The sequence below is a fragment of the Streptomyces sp. NPDC001493 genome (genome assembly GCF_053597235.1).
The window spans coordinates 285,210-301,391 of the sequence record NZ_JBSFHV010000003.1; the positions used below are offsets into that span (position 1 = coordinate 285,210).

General features: G+C 71.1%; 12 protein-coding genes. 8 read left to right on the forward strand and 4 right to left on the reverse strand.

Features of this window, described 5'->3' with window-relative positions; genetic code table 11:
* Positions 1-16: 16 nt before the first annotated feature.
* Positions 17-1,228 (reverse strand): pyridoxal phosphate-dependent aminotransferase, encoded by a 1,212-nt coding sequence (locus tag ACWCWD_RS06800; RefSeq protein WP_450770724.1) that lies wholly within the window; start codon positions 1,226-1,228, stop codon positions 17-19.
* An 84-nt stretch (positions 1,229-1,312) separates the two neighbouring features.
* On the opposite strand from ACWCWD_RS06800, the gene ACWCWD_RS06805 reads away from it, so the two are divergent.
* Both ACWCWD_RS06805 and ACWCWD_RS06810 read left to right on the forward strand, forming a co-directional pair.
* The gene (locus ACWCWD_RS06805) at positions 1,313-1,984 is read left to right on the forward strand and encodes a winged helix-turn-helix transcriptional regulator (protein ID WP_450770725.1); all 672 of its coding nucleotides are present in this window, start codon (positions 1,313-1,315) and stop codon (positions 1,982-1,984) included.
* Between the two features lie 63 nt (positions 1,985-2,047).
* Entirely contained in the window at positions 2,048-2,695 is a 648-nt protein-coding gene (locus tag ACWCWD_RS06810) for a uridine kinase (protein WP_450770727.1), read from the forward strand.
* A gap of 65 nt (positions 2,696-2,760) precedes the next feature.
* On the opposite strand, the gene ACWCWD_RS06815 is transcribed toward ACWCWD_RS06810, so the two are convergent.
* Entirely contained in the window at positions 2,761-3,306 is a 546-nt protein-coding gene (locus ACWCWD_RS06815; RefSeq protein WP_450770729.1) for a methylated-DNA--[protein]-cysteine S-methyltransferase, read from the reverse strand.
* A gap of 459 nt (positions 3,307-3,765) precedes the next feature.
* Between ACWCWD_RS06815 and ACWCWD_RS06820 the strand changes: the two genes are divergently transcribed.
* From ACWCWD_RS06820 to ACWCWD_RS06840, 5 genes are all read left to right on the forward strand, one after another.
* Positions 3,766-4,671 (forward strand): MHYT domain-containing protein, encoded by a 906-nt coding sequence (locus tag ACWCWD_RS06820; RefSeq protein WP_450770731.1) that lies wholly within the window; start codon positions 3,766-3,768, stop codon positions 4,669-4,671.
* A gap of 39 nt (positions 4,672-4,710) precedes the next feature.
* A complete protein-coding gene (uvrB, locus tag ACWCWD_RS06825; RefSeq protein ID WP_450770732.1) occupies positions 4,711-6,852 on the forward strand; it encodes an excinuclease ABC subunit UvrB in 2,142 nt (713 codons plus the stop codon).
* 150 nt (positions 6,853-7,002) lie between these two features.
* The gene (locus ACWCWD_RS06830; protein ID WP_450770733.1) at positions 7,003-7,581 is read left to right on the forward strand and encodes a TerD family protein; all 579 of its coding nucleotides are present in this window, start codon (positions 7,003-7,005) and stop codon (positions 7,579-7,581) included.
* A 265-nt stretch (positions 7,582-7,846) separates the two neighbouring features.
* On the forward strand, positions 7,847-9,796 hold the full coding sequence (locus ACWCWD_RS06835) for a TerD family protein (protein ID WP_450770734.1): 1,950 nt from the start codon (positions 7,847-7,849) through the stop codon (positions 9,794-9,796).
* 398 nt (positions 9,797-10,194) lie between these two features.
* Positions 10,195-11,229: a TerC family protein gene (locus tag ACWCWD_RS06840; RefSeq protein ID WP_450770735.1), complete on the forward strand. Its 1,035-nt coding sequence runs from the start codon at positions 10,195-10,197 to the stop codon at positions 11,227-11,229.
* A 115-nt stretch (positions 11,230-11,344) separates the two neighbouring features.
* Here ACWCWD_RS06840 and ACWCWD_RS06845 read toward each other — a convergent pair whose 3' ends face one another.
* Together ACWCWD_RS06845 and ACWCWD_RS06850 are read right to left on the reverse strand one after the other, a co-directional pair.
* The gene (locus ACWCWD_RS06845; RefSeq protein ID WP_450770736.1) at positions 11,345-12,001 is read right to left on the reverse strand and encodes an MBL fold metallo-hydrolase; all 657 of its coding nucleotides are present in this window, start codon (positions 11,999-12,001) and stop codon (positions 11,345-11,347) included.
* Positions 12,002-12,011: 10 nt separating this feature from the next.
* Positions 12,012-12,701, reverse strand: a complete 690-nt coding sequence (locus tag ACWCWD_RS06850; protein WP_450770738.1) for a maleylpyruvate isomerase family mycothiol-dependent enzyme — start codon at positions 12,699-12,701, stop codon at positions 12,012-12,014.
* 176 nt (positions 12,702-12,877) lie between these two features.
* Here ACWCWD_RS06850 and uvrA point away from each other — a divergent pair, with 176 nt between their 5' ends.
* Entirely contained in the window at positions 12,878-15,916 is a 3,039-nt protein-coding gene (uvrA, locus tag ACWCWD_RS06855) for an excinuclease ABC subunit UvrA (RefSeq protein WP_450770739.1), read from the forward strand.
* Positions 15,917-16,182 lie beyond the last annotated feature (266 nt).

The window sequence follows — 16,182 nt, forward strand, 5'->3', positions numbered from 1 at the left end:
GGGACCGGTCCCCGGCTCACTGCCGGTACCCCTCCAGGAAGCGTCCGATGCGGCTGATCGCCGCGTCGAGGTCGTCGGCGTGCGGCAGCGTCAGGATGCGGAAGTGGTCGGGCCGGGGCCAGTTGAAGCCGGTGCCCTGCACCACCTGGATCTTCTCCCGCAGCAGCAGATCGAGCACGAACCGCTCGTCGTCGACGATGTCGTGCACCTTCGGGTCGATCCGGGGGAACGCGTAGAGCGCCCCCTTCGGCTTCACGCAGGACACCCCCGGGATCTCGTTCAGCTTCTGCCAGGCGCGGTCGCGCTGCTCGTGCAGTCTGCCGCCCGGGGCGACGAGTTCGCGGATGCTCTGCCGGCCGCCGAGCGCGGCCTGGATGGCGTACTGCGCGGGGGCGTTGGCGCACAGCCGCATGGAGGCAAGCGTGGTGAGCCCTTCGAGGTAGCCGCGCGCGTGCTGCTGCGGGCCGGAGACCACCAGCCACCCCGAGCGGAACCCGGCGACCCGGTACGTCTTCGACAGCCCGCTGAAGGTGAGGGTGAGCAGGTCCGGGGCGAGTGAGGCGACCGGGTGGTGCACGGCGTCGTCGTAGAGGATCTGGTCGTAGATCTCGTCGGCGTAGACCAGCAGTCCGTGCCGGCGGGCCAGGTCGAGGATGCCCTCCAGGGTCTCCTTCGAATAGACCGCGCCGGTGGGGTTGTTGGGGTTGATGATCACCACGGCCCTGGTGCGGTCGGTGATCTTCGAGGCCATGTCGGCGAGGTCCGGGTTCCAGTCCGACTGCTCGTCGCAGGTGTAGTGGACCGCCTTGCCGCCGGCGAGGGTGATCACCGCCGTCCAGAGCGGGTAGTCCGGGCTCGGTACCAGCACCTCGTCGCCGTCCTCCAGGAACGCCTGGACGGCCATGGAGATCAGCTCGGAGACCCCGTTGCCGAGGAAGATGTCGTCCACGTCGACGTCCGGCAGGCCCATCGCCTGGTAGCGCTGGGCGACCGCGCGGCGGGCGGACAGGATGCCGCGCGAATCGGTGTACCCGTGCGCCTGGGGGAGCATCCGGATCATGTCCTGGACGATCTCCTCGGGCGCCTCGAAGCCGAACAGCGCGGGGTTGCCGGTGTTGAGGCGGAGCACGCTGTGGCCCGCCTCCTCCAGCGCGTTCGCCTGCTCGATGACCGGGCCGCGGATCTCGTAACAGACCTCGTCGAGCTTGCTGGACTGCCGGAACTCCATGCGGTTCCTCCCCTGCCGATTGCGATACTTGGTTTTACCAAGCCCGACCTTGGAAAGTCCAACAACATGTCTAGACTGCGTCGTATGCCACGTCAGCAGCAGCCAGCAGCACGCCCCGTACGCCGACGCAGTTACGACCAGTTCTGCGCCACCGCCCGAGCCCTGGACTCCGTCGGGGACCGGTGGACCCTGCTGATCGTCCGTGAACTGCTGGCCGGGCCGCGCCGCTACACCGATCTGCACGCGGACCTCCCGGGCGTCAGCACGGACGTCCTCGCCTCCCGCCTCAAGGACATGGAGCAGAGCGGCCTCGCCCTCCGCCGCAAGCTGCCGCCCCCGGCCGCCGCCTCGGTCTACGAACTCACCGCCCGGGGCCGGGAACTGCTCCCGGTCCTCACCGCCCTCGCCCAGTGGGGCGCGCCCGCCCTGGAGGAGCGCCGCCCCACCGACGCCGTCCGCGCCCACTGGTTCGCCCTCCCGCTGCGCCGCTCCCTCGCGGCGACGGCCCACTCCGGCCTGGTCGAAGTGCACCTGGACGAGGGCGAGTTCCACGTGCGCACGGGCCCCGTGCCGCCCGGCGAGGAGGTCTACGGCTACGGCGGCGCCCCGCACGCCGACGCCCGCATCGTGCTGGACGCCGAACTCTGCCTGGCCATGGGCCGGGACGAGACCGGCTTCGCGCAGGCGGTGGAGGACGGCCTGATCGAGGTGCACGGCGAGAGCCCGCTCGCCACGGAGCTGCGCGGCGGCCGGTAGGGCTCTGCCGGGTGGCGACCGGCCGCCGGTCCCCAGGCGCGTGGCCCGGTGGATGATGGGCGGGTGCGATTCGAAGCGATCACCTGGGACCGGCTGGCCGAGGCCCTCGCCGCGCACGCGGACGGGCTCAGCCCGGACGGCGGCGGACCCTGGCTCAGGATCGGCGTCGACGGCGCCCCCGCCGCGGGCACCGGCCCGTTGGCCGAACGCCTCGCCCAGGCCCTGCGGCTGCGCGGGCGCGCCGTACTCGTCGTGTCCACCGAGGGATTCCTGCGCCCGGCGAGCCTGCGGTACGAGTACGGCAAACAGGACCCGGACTCGTACGCCCAGGGCTGGTTCGACACCGGGGCACTCTGGCGCGAGGTGTTCGGGCCGCTGGAAGCGGGCGGCAGCGGACGGGTCCTGCCGGACCTGTGGGACCCAGTCACCGACCGGGCCACCCGCAGCCCGTACCACCAGCTCCCCGAGGGCGGAGTGCTGGTGCTGCACGGCCCCCTGCTGCTGGGGCAGTGGTACCCCTTCGACCTCTCGGTCCATCTGAGGCTCTCGCCGGGCGCGTTGCGGCGCCGCACGGACGAGCGGGCCCAGTGGACCCTGCCCGCCTTCGCGCGGTACGAGGAGGAGACCGCCCCCGCCGACCACGCCGACGCCGCCGTCCGCGCGGACGACCCCCGCCACCCGGCATGGACGGGGCTCAGGAAGCGGGAGTGAGGCGCCCGGCCGGGACGGCGTCGGTACAAGGCCTGGGGCGGTGTCGGATCAAGGTCGCGGTCGGTTCAGAACAACGGCTGCGGCAGTACGCCCTCCAGCTCCAGCAGCCGCCTCTTCGTCTCCAGCCCGCCACCGAACCCGCCGAGCCCGCCGTCGCTCTCCACCACCCGGTGGCAGGGCACCACGACCGGCAGCGGATTGGCCCCCATGGCCGCCCCCACCGCCTGCGCCCCGTCGGGCCTCCCCACCCGGGCGGCCAGTTCTCCGTAACCGACGACGGAGCCGTACGGGACGCCGGTGGCGAGCTCCTGCAGGACCCGTCGGTGGAAGCCCGAGGTCAACGACCAGTCCAGCGGCAGGCCGAACGCCCGCAGCGTGCCGTCGAAATAGGCGTCGAGGAGGCGTCCCGCAGCGGCGGGCGCGGCGGAACCGCCGCCCTCCACCGGCTCCGCCCCGAGCCGGCCCCGCAGCATCGCCAGGGCCCGGTCACGCACCGGAGGACGCGCGTGGAAGGTCACCGAGACCAGACCGGTGCCGGTCGCGGCGAGCATCAGGGGACCGATGGGGCTCGCCACCACCGACCACTCCACGGAGAGGGCGCCGTTCGTCATACCGAAAACGGTAGTGCCCACCACTGACAGCGCCGGCGCCACGGACCGTCCCGGGCCACGTGCGTACGTATGTACGGCCCGCCGGGGTGCGAGGTGCACACGTTCTGGTGCACACGTCCTGGTGCGCAAGGAGTCGCAGGATTGTGACGGTCACCCTCACCCGGGGGAGAAGTGGTGAGGACCGGATCATGGGCGGCCTTTTCGGCACCGCCCCTGCTCACGGGCGATAAAATGCCGCCCTTGTGGTCGCTTGCCGGGGTTCCCGGGTCCCGGCGGAACTCCGGGCCTCCCGGAGCCGCCACCGGAGACCCCGCGCCCCGATCCTTCGACCTAGGAACAGCACCGGTCCGGCGTCGGCCGGAGGCATCCCTCCGGCCGGCGGGACCCACGGGCCCCCGGGCCGCCCGCCGACCGGCAGAGCACCACCAGCACCGCGTTTTCGTGAAGGGCGTATCCAGCATGCAGGGCACAGTCGACGGCTTCTCCTACGGCCTCGTGACTCCCGTCGCGGCCTTCCTCATGGCCTGCCTCGGTGCCGCGCTGGGACTGCGCTGCACCGCCAGGTCCGTCGGCACCCCACCCGGCGAGCCGGGTGCGATCCGGACGAAAGGCGTGGACCGGACCGGCCGCCCGTACCGGGCCGGATGGCTCGCCCTCGGCTCCACGTCCATCGGCTCCGGGATCTGGACGATGCACTTCATAGCGATGATGGGCTTCCGCATCGACGAAGTCCCGATCACGTACGACCGGCCGCTGATGTACGCGAGTCTCGCCGTGGCGATCGTCATGGTCGGCATCGGCATCTTCATCGTGGGATACCGGGGTGCGACGCCGCTGGCCCTGGTCACCGGCGGCACCATCACCGGCCTGGGGGTGGCCTCCATGCACTACCTGGGCATGGCGGCCATCGCCTTCCACGGGCGGTTCGCGTACTCGACGGCCACCGTGGCCCTCTCCGTCGTCATCGCCGTGGTCGCCGCCACCGCCGCGCTCTGGGCGGCCGTCTCCCTCCACGGCCTCCTGCCGAGCCTGGGCGCCGGCATCGTCATGGGGGCCGCCGTGAGCGGCATGCACTACACCGGCATGGCCGCCCTCCGCGTCCACCTGGTCTCCGGCGCGCCCGACGGGGCCGGGAGCGAACCGATCGGCTCGATCCTCGTACCGCTCCTCGTCGGGCCGCTGGCGTTCCTGCTGCTCGCGGGGGTGATCGTGCTGTTCGACCCGCTGATCGTCGGAGGCGACCCCGGCCGGGACGGCGCCTCCCGCCGGACCGGGACGGACCGGCGCTCCATCCCGGTCCAGCGCCGCGGCGACACCGCGGCCGAGCCCGCGTTCGACAGCGCCCGCAGGCCCCGGCGACCCTGATCCCCAGCCGTTGTCAGTGGCGGGTCGTACGGTGGATGCATGCGGCCCGTTTCGAAGATCGAACGTTCGGTGGCACCTTTCGAGGTCGTCAGTCCCTACCAGCCCAGCGGTGACCAGCCGACGGCCATCGCCGAGCTCGACAAGCGCGTCAGGGCGGGTGAGAGGGATGTCGTCCTGCTCGGCGCGACCGGCACCGGCAAGTCGGCGACCACCGCCTGGATGATCGAGAAGCTCCAGCGGCCGACCCTCGTCATGGCGCCCAACAAGACGCTGGCGGCGCAGCTGGCCAACGAGTTCCGCGAACTGCTGCCCAACAACGCCGTCGAGTACTTCGTCTCGTACTACGACTACTACCAGCCCGAGGCGTACGTCCCGCAGTCGGACACCTACATCGAGAAGGACTCCTCGATCAACGAGGAGGTCGAGCGGCTGCGCCACTCCGCGACGAACTCCCTGCTCACCCGGCGGGACGTCGTCGTCGTCGCTTCCGTGTCCTGCATCTACGGTCTCGGTACCCCGCAGGAGTACGTCGACCGCATGATCCAGCTCAAGGTCGGCGACGAGATCGACCGCGACCAGCTGCTGCGCCGGTTCGTCGAGATCCAGTACACCCGCAACGACCTCGCCTTCACCCGCGGCACCTTCCGGGTGCGCGGGGACACGATCGAGATCTTCCCGGTCTACGAGGAGCTCGCCGTCCGCATCGAGATGTTCGGCGACGAGATCGAGGCGCTCTCCACCCTCCACCCGCTCACCGGCGAGGTGATCAGCGAGGACACCTCGCTGCACGTCTTCCCCGCCACCCACTACGTCGCCGGTCCCGAGCGCATGGAGAAGGCGATCACCGGCATCGAGCAGGAGCTGGAGGAGCGGCTGGCCACCATGGAGAAGCAGGGCAAGATGCTGGAGGCCCAGCGGCTCCGCATGCGCACCACGTACGACATCGAGATGCTCCGCCAGATCGGCACCTGCTCCGGCGTCGAGAACTACTCGATGCACTTCGACGGCCGCTCGCCCGGCACCGCCCCGAACACCCTCCTCGACTACTTCCCCGAGGACTTCCTGCTGGTGCTGGACGAGTCCCACGTCACGGTGCCGCAGATCGGCGCGATGTACGAGGGCGACGCCTCCCGCAAGCGGACCCTCGTCGACCACGGCTTCCGGCTGCCGTCCGCCCTGGACAACCGCCCCCTGAAGTGGGAGGAGTTCCAGGAGCGGATCGGCCAGACCGTCTACCTCTCCGCCACCCCGGGGAACTACGAGCTCTCGCGCGGCGACGGCTTCGTCGAGCAGATCATCCGCCCGACCGGACTGGTCGACCCGGAGATCGTCGTCAAGCCCACCGAGGGCCAGATCGACGACCTCGTGCACGAGATCCGCACCCGCACCGAACGCGACGAGCGGGTCCTCGTCACCACCCTCACCAAGAAGATGTCCGAGGACCTCACCGACTACTTCCTGGAACTCGGCATCCAGGTCCGGTACCTCCACAGCGACGTCGACACCCTGCGCCGCATCGAGCTGCTGCGTGAACTGCGCTCCGGCGAGTACGACGTCCTGGTCGGCATCAACCTCCTGCGGGAGGGCCTCGACCTGCCCGAGGTCTCGCTGGTCGCGATCCTCGACGCCGACAAGCAGGGGTTCCTGCGCTCCGCGACCTCGCTCATCCAGACCATCGGACGTGCGGCGCGCAACGTCTCCGGCCAGGTCCACATGTACGCGGACAAGGTCACGCCCGCCATGGCGCAGGCCATCGACGAGACCAACCGGCGCCGCGAGAAGCAGATCGCGTACAACACCGAGCGCGGCATCGACCCGCAGCCGCTGCGCAAGAAGATCAACGACATCGTCGCCTCCATCGCCCGCGAGGAGGTCGACACCGAGCAGCTCCTCGGCACCGGATACCGGCAGACCAAGGGCGCCAAGGCCCCGGTGCCGTCGCTCGGCGGCAAGGCGAGCAAGACGGGCGAGGCCAAGGCCGACTCCGGGAAGGCCCGCGCCAAGGGCGCGCTGACCAGCGACCGGCCCGCCGAGGAGCTGTCCGGGATCATCGAGGAGATGACCGAGCGGATGCGGGCCGCCGCCGCCGACCTCCAGTTCGAGGTGGCCGCACGTCTGCGCGACGAGGTGGGCGAGTTGAAGAAGGAGCTGCGGCAGATGAAGGAGGCCGGGATCGCCTGATGTGCGGGGAGGTGTCCTCCCCGTGTTGCAAGAGCGACACAGAACGCACCGGAGCGGGTTCCGGTGCGGGCGTGATGCGTAGGGTGCGGGGAAACCGCATACGGATGGTTGCGGAGCACGACGCGGAGCGACGCGGAGAGGGGACAGCGCGTGACGGTCAACATGACCAAGGGTCAGGCGATCAGCCTGCAGAAGCAGGACGGGGGAACCCTGACCGCGGTGCGGATGGGGCTCGGCTGGAAGGCGGCGGCGCGCCGCGGCTTCTTCGGATCGCGCACGCGGGAGATCGACCTGGACGCCTCGGCGGTCCTGTTCGCCGACAAGCAGCCGGTGGACGTGGTGTTCTTCCGCCACCTCGTGAGCGACGACGGTTCGGTCAAGCACACCGGTGACAACCTCGTGGGCGGCGCCGGATCGGGCGGCGACGACGAGGCGATCCTGGTGGACCTGGCGAGGGTGCCGGTCCACATCGACCAGATCGTCTTCACGGTGAACAGCTTCACCGGGCAGACGTTCCAGGAAGTGCAGAACGCCTTCTGCCGCATCGTCGACGAGACCAACGGCCAGGAACTGGCCCGCTACACGCTCGACGGCGGCGGCCAGTACACCGCGCAGATCATGGCGAAGGTGCACCGGGTGGGCGCCGGCTGGCAGATGACGGCCCTCGGCACTCCGGCCAACGGCCGCACCTTCCAGGACCTGATGCCCGCGATCCTGCCGCACCTCTGACGGCCGCCCGCCACCAAGGGCCCGTCCGGACCACCGCCGCGTGCGGTGGGACGGGGCGCCCCGGCGGGACCGACAGAACCCACGGGCCCATGGGCCCACCCAGCTCCTGGAGGCTCCTGCCGCCGGGAGCTGCTCGTACCCCGGGGGCGCGCCCCGCGAGGGAACACGCTCACGCGCGCAGGCCCACGTACACGCAGGCTCACGCGCGGCTCACGTACGCATACGCTCATGCACCGACACGGTCACGCAGCAAGGGGACAGGGCAATGACGGCCGAACTCGTCCGGGGGCAGAACCACCCGCTGCCCTCCACCCGTCTGGAGGTCCGGGTGTCGGCGGGCTCGCCCGTCGTGGCCGGAGCCACCCTCGCCGACGAGCGGGGCACCGTACGGGGCGCCGCCCGGGTCGCCCACCCGGGGGAGCCCCGGCTGCCCGGCATCGAGGTGCCCCGGCGCGCCGCCGCCGAGCACCGGCTCGCCCTCGACCTCGACGCCCTGCCCGGGGAGGTGCACCGGGTCACCGTCCTCCTCGCGCTTCCCCGGACGGCCGGCACACCCGCCGGTTTCGGTGCGGTCGCCGCCCCCTTCGTGGCCGTGAGCGGGCCCGACGGCGCCGGGATCGCCGACTTCACCCTCACCGGGCTCGACACCGAAACCGCGGTCAGCGCTCTGGAGTTCTACCGCCGCGCCGGTGCCTGGAAGGTACGCGCCGTGGGCCAGGGGTACGCCTCCGGGCTCGCGGGCATGCTCGCCGACCAGGGGCTGACCGGGGCGGAGGCGCTGGCCGCCCTGATCCAGGAGGCGGCCGCGGGACCCCTCGTCCCCGCCCAGGCCGGACCCGCCGTCCCGCACGCCACCACGGACGCCGGGACGGAATCGTGGGCCGGTGCCGGTGCCGGCGCCGGTGCCGGTGCCGGCACTGGTGCGGAGGTGGAGCCGGACGCGTCGGTGATCCCGCCCGGTGGCCGCATCGACTACGCGCACCCGCGCCGCCGGACCGCCCCGGCCGCCGCGCCTTCCGTATCCGCCGCGCCCTCCGCCCCGTCCGGTTCCTCAGCCCCCTCCGCCGAGCCCTCCGGGCCCGCCGCGCCGGTGGCCGGGGACGCCGCCGGCCACACTCTGGACGAGCGGCTCTACAACCAGGTCTGGGGCATGTTCGAGGACCTGGCCCGCAGTGTCGCCGCCTACCGGGGAGCAGTCGACTTCGCCGGGACGCGGCTGGAGGCCGAGCTCGACCGCGCCCTGTCCGACCCGCGCGACCGCATCGGCGGGGCGGGCGACGCCGCACGCGAGGAGGCCAGGGCGAAACACGACGAGCTGGTCGCCCGCGCCCGGGAGGTGCTCGACCGGGATCTCGCCCAGCTGGTGGCCGAGTCAGGGGTGGTGGAGCCCGCGCTCCCGGCCGCCTGCGCCGACTGGGACAGCCCCGTCTGGCACACCCACCGGGCCCCGGCCGGACAGCCCTGGGCCCTGCGGCTCGGTGACGTCCATCTGCCCGAGCGCCCGGAGCTGCGCATCCCACTGCTGGTCCGGCTCCCGCTGGAGCGCGGGCTGTGGATCGACGCGGGGCGGAGCGAATCGGGGGCCGACCTCCTGCTGGACGGCACGGAGCGCAAGCGCCTCGCGCTGGAGAGCGCCGTCGCCCACGCCGTACGGCTGCTCGCCGCGTACCCGGCGGACGAGCTGTCGCTCCAGGTCATCGACCCGGCGGGGACCGGTGCCGCCGCCCTCGCACCGCTGATCCGGGCCGGTGTGCTCGCCGGGCCGCCGGCGCCGGGGGCCGCCGGGGTCGACGCCGTCCTCGATCACCTCACCCGACGCGTCGACCTGGTCCAGATGGCGGTGCGGGCGGGTGCCGCCGACGCACTGCCGCCCGATCTCGACCCCGCCGGACAGCTGCTCGTCGTCAACGACTTTCCCCACGGCTTCGACGACCGCGCGATCACCCGGCTGCGCTACCTGGCCGAGGAGGGCCCCTCGGTCGGGGTGCACCTGCTGCTGGTCGCGGACCAGGAGGAGGCGTCCGCGTACGGGCCGGTCCTCGCACCGTTCTGGCGGGGGCTCCTCCGGCTCACCCCGCTCGCCGGGGACCACCTCGCCGACCCCTGGGTACGGCACGTGTGGACGTACGAACCCCCTCGGGTGCCGCAGGGCAGCCGGATCCTGGAGGAGACGCTGGCCGCGGTGGCAAAGGCGCGGCGGGCCCGGGGCCGCTGAAGCGCGCGGACCGCGGGGCGGGGAAGGGCCACGGCGTCGGAGTGGGGCCGTGGGCGCCGGAAGGGCCGCGCCGGACGCAGCGCAGGGCCGCGGTCGCCGGACGGGCGGCCGGGCCGACGCACGGGGAACGAGGAACCAGGGGCGGCTGCGCTAACGCAGCAGGACCGCACGGACCAGGGTCTTTTGATTCTTCTTTGCCATCCTCTTTACCTTTTCTTGGGTCTACCTGTACCGTTTCATGGACGGAGGGGAGTATTCCCACACGTGGCGTTCCCGTCAGTACGGACCGTGACCGGTCCCGGGGCGTCGGCCCGGCGCACATCCCGTGCGCCCGGGTGGAAGAGACCTCCGGCAGCGACGACGCTGATCAGTAGCCGTAGCGAACTGCCGGAGGCGCAGTGGACGTTTCATGGACCCTCTGGGTGCTGACCATTCTCGGTCTGGCCGCCCTCATCGCCGTCGACTTCTTCATCGGGCGCAAGCCCCATGACGTGTCGACCAAGGAAGCCGGGATCTGGACGGTCGTCTGGATCACGCTGGCGGCCCTCTTCGGTCTGGGCCTGCTGGTCTTCGGCAACAGCCAGTCCGCCGGCGAGTTCTTCGCCGGCTTCATCACCGAGAAATCGCTGAGCGTCGACAACCTCTTCGTCTTCGTTCTGATCATGGCGAAGTTCTCGGTGCCCTCCCAGCTCCAGCAGCGGGTGCTGCTGGTCGGTGTGCTGATCGCACTGGTGCTCCGGACGGTCTTCATCGCCGCGGGAGCGGCCGTCATCGCCAACTTCTCCTGGGTCTTCTACATCTTCGGCGCGTTCCTGATCTACACGGCGTGGAAGCTGATCCAGGAGGCGCGGGCCGACGAGGAGGAGGACGAGTTCGAGGAGAACCGGCTCCTCAAGTCCATCGAGCACCGCTTCGGCGTCGCCGACCGTTACCACGGCACCAAGCTCTTCATCCGGAACAACGGCAAGCGCGTCATGACCCCGCTGATGGTCGTCATGCTCGCGATCGGCACCACCGACGTGCTGTTCGCCCTCGACTCCATCCCCGCGATCTTCGGCCTGACCCAGGACCCGTACATCGTCTTCACGGCCAACGCCTTCGCACTGATGGGCCTGCGCCAGCTGTACTTCCTCATCGGCGGCCTGCTGAAGAAGCTGGTCCACCTCAGCTACGGACTCTCGGTGATCCTCGGCTTCATCGGCGTCAAACTGGTGCTGCACGCGCTGCACGAATCGGGCCTGCACGTCCCGGAGATCTCGGTCCCGCTCTCGCTCTCCGTCATCTGCGGCGTCCTGGTGATCACCACCATCACCAGCCTGATCGCGGGCCGGAAGCAGGCGGCGGCGGAGGCCGGAGCCTCCGGGGCCGACCCGGCGTCCGGGGCCGACCCGGCGTCCGAGTCCCGCAAGGGCAGCAGTAGCGTCGGCGGCTGACCCGCACGACCTCGCCTCCGCCTCGCATCCGACGCGCCTCCACGAAGACGAACGGGGGGCGCCCCGGTACCGGCCTCGGTACCGGGGCGCCCCCCCCCGTTCGTCTTCCGACTTGTCACCAGCCCCGGGCGCGCCACTCCGGGAGCTGTCCGCGCTCGTCGCCGAGCGTGGTGTCGTGGCCGTGGCCCGGGTAGACCCAGGTCTCGTCGGGCAGCTGGTCGAAGAGCTTGGTCTCGACGTCGTGGAGCAGGCTCGCGAAGGCCTCGGGGTCCTTGCGGGTGTTGCCGATGCCGCCGGGGAAGAGGCAGTCGCCGGTGAAGAGGTGCGGAGCCCCGTGCGGGTCGTCGTAGACCAGCGCGATGGAGCCCGGGGTGTGGCCGACCAGGTGGCGGGCGGTCAGGGTGACCTCGCCGACCCGGATGGTGTCCCCGTCCTCCACGAGCACGGCGGTCGGGACCGGGATGCCCTCGGCGTCGTACCGGCCGGCGTACGTGACGGCGCCGGTGGCGGCCACCACCTCGGCCAGCGCCTGCCAGTGGTCACCGTGCTGGTGCGTGGTGACGACGGAGGCGATGCCGTCCTCACCGACGAGCCGCAGCAGGGTGTCCGCCTCGTTGGCGGCGTCGATGAGGAGCTGCTCGCCGGTGGCCCGGCAGCGCAGCAGGTAGGCGTTGTTGTTCATCGGGCCGACCGCGACCTTGGAGATCATCAGGCCGGTCAGCTCGTGCACGTCCGCGGGTCCGCCGACCCGCACCGCTCCGCTGTAGGTCATGGGCGGCAGCCTATAGCGGCGGCAGTACGGGGAGGGGGCCGCCCTCCACGGTCAGCGCCGAGCCGTCACGGCGGCCCGAGAGCCACCCCAGCAGCTCCGCGTCCGGGCCGCTGACCACGACGGGCGGGCCGTCCGCGCCGCCGCCCGTGGTCCGGACGCGGCCGTCCCCGGACCGGATGCCGGTGGAGACCACGTGCGGATGGCGCACGAAGCGCTCCGCCAGGAAGTCGGTCTCCCGGACCGTGAACTCTTCCGGCAGATCCTCCAGCTCGTACCCCGCGCCGAGGTCGACGTGGTGCAGCTCGATCTCGGCCCAGCGGCGGAAGGGCAGCTCGGAGGCGAGGTCCGTCACCCCGTTGCGCAGCTGTACGGTGCGTGACCAGTCGGCGGGCAGGGCCGCCTCGGCGAGGAACCGCTCGGTGCTCGCGCGCAGGTCGGCCAGCTGTTCGGCGAGCGGCCGGGGCGCTCCGGCCTCGATCTCGCGGTCCCGGATTTCGCCGCCCGCGTACATCGGGAGTCCGCGGAGAACATTTCGGAGCGCGTCGGCGTTACGTGACAGGTGGGCCAAGACATGGCCCCGGCTCCAACCGGGCAGTCGGGACGGTTCGGGGACGGTGGATTCGTCCCATAATTCTGCGGCTGTGAGCAGCCGTTCCGTAGCTCCGCGTACAGATGCCAGGTCGCGCACATGATCGCTCATGCGACCGAGCGTAGCCCCGCCACTCGTTCGGGTGAAGGAGGTTACGACCGGCCAGAAATCGAATGTGCGTGCTATACGCTCGAAGTCGAAACCTTTCCATACCGCTGTGGCGCCCCCCATACCCTGGACAGGGGGCTCAGTTCCCCCCGTTTCTCTCAAGAAAGGTGCGGACCGGCGTGGCCGACCGTCTCATCGTCCGTGGCGCGCGCGAGCACAACCTGAAGAACGTCTCGCTCGACCTGCCCCGTGACTCCCTCATCGTCTTCACCGGGCTGTCCGGGTCGGGCAAGTCCTCCCTCGCGTTCGACACGATCTTCGCCGAGGGCCAGCGGCGCTACGTCGAGTCGCTCTCCTCGTACGCCCGGCAGTTCCTCGGCCAGATGGACAAGCCGGACGTCGACTTCATCGAGGGTCTCTCGCCCGCCGTCTCCATCGACCAGAAGTCGACCTCGCGCAACCCGCGCTCGACGGTCGGCACCATCACGGAGGTCTACGACTACCTCCGCCTGCTCTTCGCCCGCATCGGCAAGCCGCACTGTCCCGAGTGCCGGCGGCCGATCTCCCGCCAGTCGCCGCAGGCCATCGTGGACAAGGTCCTCGGCCTGCCCGAGGGAAGCCGCTTCCAGGTGCTCTCCCCGCTGGTCCGTGAGCGCAAGGGCGAGTTCGTCGACCTCTTCGCCGACCTCCAGACCAAGGGGTACAGCCGTGCCCGGGTGGACGGCACCACCATCCAGCTCTCCGAGCCCCCCACGCTGAAGAAGCAGGAGAAGCACACCATCGAGGTGGTCATCGACCGCCTCACGGTGAAGGACAGCGCCAAGCGCCGGCTCACCGACTCGGTGGAGACGGCCCTCGGCCTCTCCGGCGGCATGGTCGTGCTCGACTTCGTCGACCTCCCCGAGGACGACCCCGAGCGCGAGCGGATGTTCTCCGAGCACCTCTACTGCCCGTACGACGACCTCTCCTTCGAGGAGCTGGAGCCCCGCTCCTTCTCCTTCAACTCGCCCTTCGGCGCCTGCCCCGACTGCACCGGCATCGGCACCCGCATGGAGGTCGACGCCGAGCTCGTCGTCCCGGACGAGGAGAAGTCGCTGGACGAGGGGGCCATCCACCCCTGGTCGCACGGTCACACCAAGGAGTACTTCGGCCGCCTGATCGGCGCACTCGCCGAGGCCCTCGGCTTCCGTACGGACATCCCGTGGGCAGGCCTGCCGCAGCGCGCCAAGAAGGCCCTGCTCTACGGCCACAAGATCAAGACCGAGGTGCGCTACCGCAACCGGTACGGCCGCGAGCGCGCCTACACCACCCCCTCCTTCGAGGGTGCGGTCCAGTTCGTCAAGCGGCGGCACTCCGAGGCCGAGAGCGACTCCAGCCGGGAGCGCTTCGAGGGGTACATGCGCGAGGTGCCCTGCCCGACCTGTGAGGGCACCCGCCTCAAGCCGATCGTCCTCGCGGTCACGGTGATGGAGAAGTCCATCGCCGAGGTCGCCGCGATGTCGATCAGCGACTGCGCCGAGTTCCTCGGCCGGCTCAAGCTCAACGCCCGCGACAAGAAGATCGCCGAGCGGGTCCTCAAGGAGGTCAACGAGCGGCTGAGGTTCCTCGTCGACGTCGGCCTGGACTACCTCTCGCTGAACCGCGCGGCCGGCACCCTGTCCGGCGGCGAGGCCCAGCGCATCCGCCTCGCCACCCAGATCGGCTCCGGCCTGGTCGGCGTGCTGTACGTACTGGACGAGCCGTCCATCGGCCTGCATCAGCGCGACAACCACCGGCTGATCGAGACCCTGGTCAGGCTCCGCGACATGGGTAACACGCTCATCGTGGTGGAGCACGACGAGGACACGATCAAGGTCGCGGACTGGGTCGTGGACATCGGCCCCGGCGCGGGGGAGCACGGCGGCAAGGTGGTCCACTCCGGATCGCTGAAGGAGCTGCTGGCCAACAAGCAGTCCATCACCGGCCAGTACCTCTCGGGCAAGCGGGAGATCACCGTCCCCGACGTCCGCCGCCCCGTGGACCCGAGCCGACGGCTCACCGTCCACGGTGCCCGGGAGAACAACCTCCAGGACATCGACGTCTCCTTCCCGCTGGGCGTCCTCACGGCCGTCACCGGGGTCTCCGGGTCCGGCAAGTCCACCCTGGTCAACGACATCCTCTACACCCACCTCGCCCGTGAGCTCAACGGCGCCAAGTCGGTCCCCGGCCGGCACACCCGGGTGGACGGGGACGACCTCGTGGACAAGGTGGTCCACGTCGACCAGTCGCCCATCGGGCGGACCCCCCGGTCCAACCCGGCGACGTACACCGGAGTCTTCGACCACGTCCGCAAGCTCTTCGCGGAGACGATGGAGGCGAAGGTGCGCGGCTATCTGCCGGGCCGCTTCTCCTTCAACGTGAAGGGCGGGCGCTGCGAGAACTGCTCGGGCGACGGCACCATCAAGATCGAGATGAACTTCCTGCCCGACGTCTACGTGCCGTGCGAGGTCTGCCACGGCGCCCGGTACAACCGGGAGACCCTGGAGGTCCACTACAAGGGCAAGTCCATCGCCGAGGTGCTGGACATGCCGATCGAGGAGGGCCTGGAGTTCTTCGAGGCCGTCCCGACCATCGCGAGGCACCTGCGCACCCTCAACGAGGTCGGCCTCGGATACGTCCGGCTCGGGCAGTCCGCGCCGACGCTCTCCGGCGGTGAGGCGCAGCGCGTGAAGCTGGCGAGCGAGCTCCAGAAGCGTTCCACCGGCCGCACGGTCTACGTCCTGGACGAGCCGACCACCGGTCTGCACTTCGAGGACATCAGCAAGCTGATCAAGGTCCTCTCCGGGCTGGTCGACAAGGGCAACTCCGTCGTCGTCATCGAGCACAACCTCGATGTGATCAAGACGGCGGACTGGGTCATCGACATGGGCCCCGAAGGAGGCAACGGCGGCGGTCTGGTGGTCGCCGAAGGCACCCCGGAGGAGGTGGCGGCCGTGCCCGCCAGCCACACCGGGAAGTTCCTCCAGGACGTCCTGGACACCGACCGGATCAGCGAGGCGGCCGTGCCCACCGCGCGCAAGCCCGCGCGCAAGACGGCAGCCAGGAAGACCGCCGCCAAGAAGACGGTCGCCGCCCAGGCAGCCCCCGCCCGGCGGACGGCCACGGCTGCCGTCACGGCGAAGCAGCCGGCCGCGAAGAAGCCCGCGGCCAAGAAGGCGACCCGCGCCCGCAAGGCCTGACGCGCCCCGGTACGGCCCGCCGGGGCCGCCCCTTCCCGCCCGGGAGGAGGCGCCCCGGCGGGCCGTACGGCGTCCTGCGGGCTCGCCGGCCGTGCCCGGAACCCCGTGCCCCGGACCCCGGCGCCGGGGTCCCGATCTCCGCCGGTATCGTCGGTTCTGTCGTCGCGCGCCCCGGCCGAGCGCCCCGTCGCCCCACCGGCCCGCGACGCCCGTACCGCCCTGCGCACCCCGTGTGCGTCTCCCTGTACACCCCGTACCACCGACCC

What these genes read in the sequence shown, in the direction of transcription:
- ACWCWD_RS06800 (WP_450770724.1), bottom strand. Translation starts at nt 1,228, where the DNA reads ATGGAGTTCCGGCAGTCCAGCAAGCTCGACGAGGTCTGTTACGAGATC.
- ACWCWD_RS06805 (WP_450770725.1), top strand. Translation starts at nt 1,313, where the DNA reads ATGCCACGTCAGCAGCAGCCAGCAGCACGCCCCGTACGCCGACGCAGT.
- ACWCWD_RS06815 (WP_450770729.1), bottom strand. Translation starts at nt 3,306, where the DNA reads ATGACGAACGGCGCCCTCTCCGTGGAGTGGTCGGTGGTGGCGAGCCCC.
- ACWCWD_RS06820 (WP_450770731.1), top strand. Translation starts at nt 3,766, where the DNA reads ATGCAGGGCACAGTCGACGGCTTCTCCTACGGCCTCGTGACTCCCGTC.
- uvrB (WP_450770732.1), top strand. Translation starts at nt 4,711, where the DNA reads ATGCGGCCCGTTTCGAAGATCGAACGTTCGGTGGCACCTTTCGAGGTC.
- ACWCWD_RS06835 (WP_450770734.1), top strand. Translation starts at nt 7,847, where the DNA reads ATGACGGCCGAACTCGTCCGGGGGCAGAACCACCCGCTGCCCTCCACC.
- ACWCWD_RS06845 (WP_450770736.1), bottom strand. Translation starts at nt 12,001, where the DNA reads ATGACCTACAGCGGAGCGGTGCGGGTCGGCGGACCCGCGGACGTGCAC.
- ACWCWD_RS06850 (WP_450770738.1), bottom strand. Translation starts at nt 12,701, where the DNA reads ATGAGCGATCATGTGCGCGACCTGGCATCTGTACGCGGAGCTACGGAA.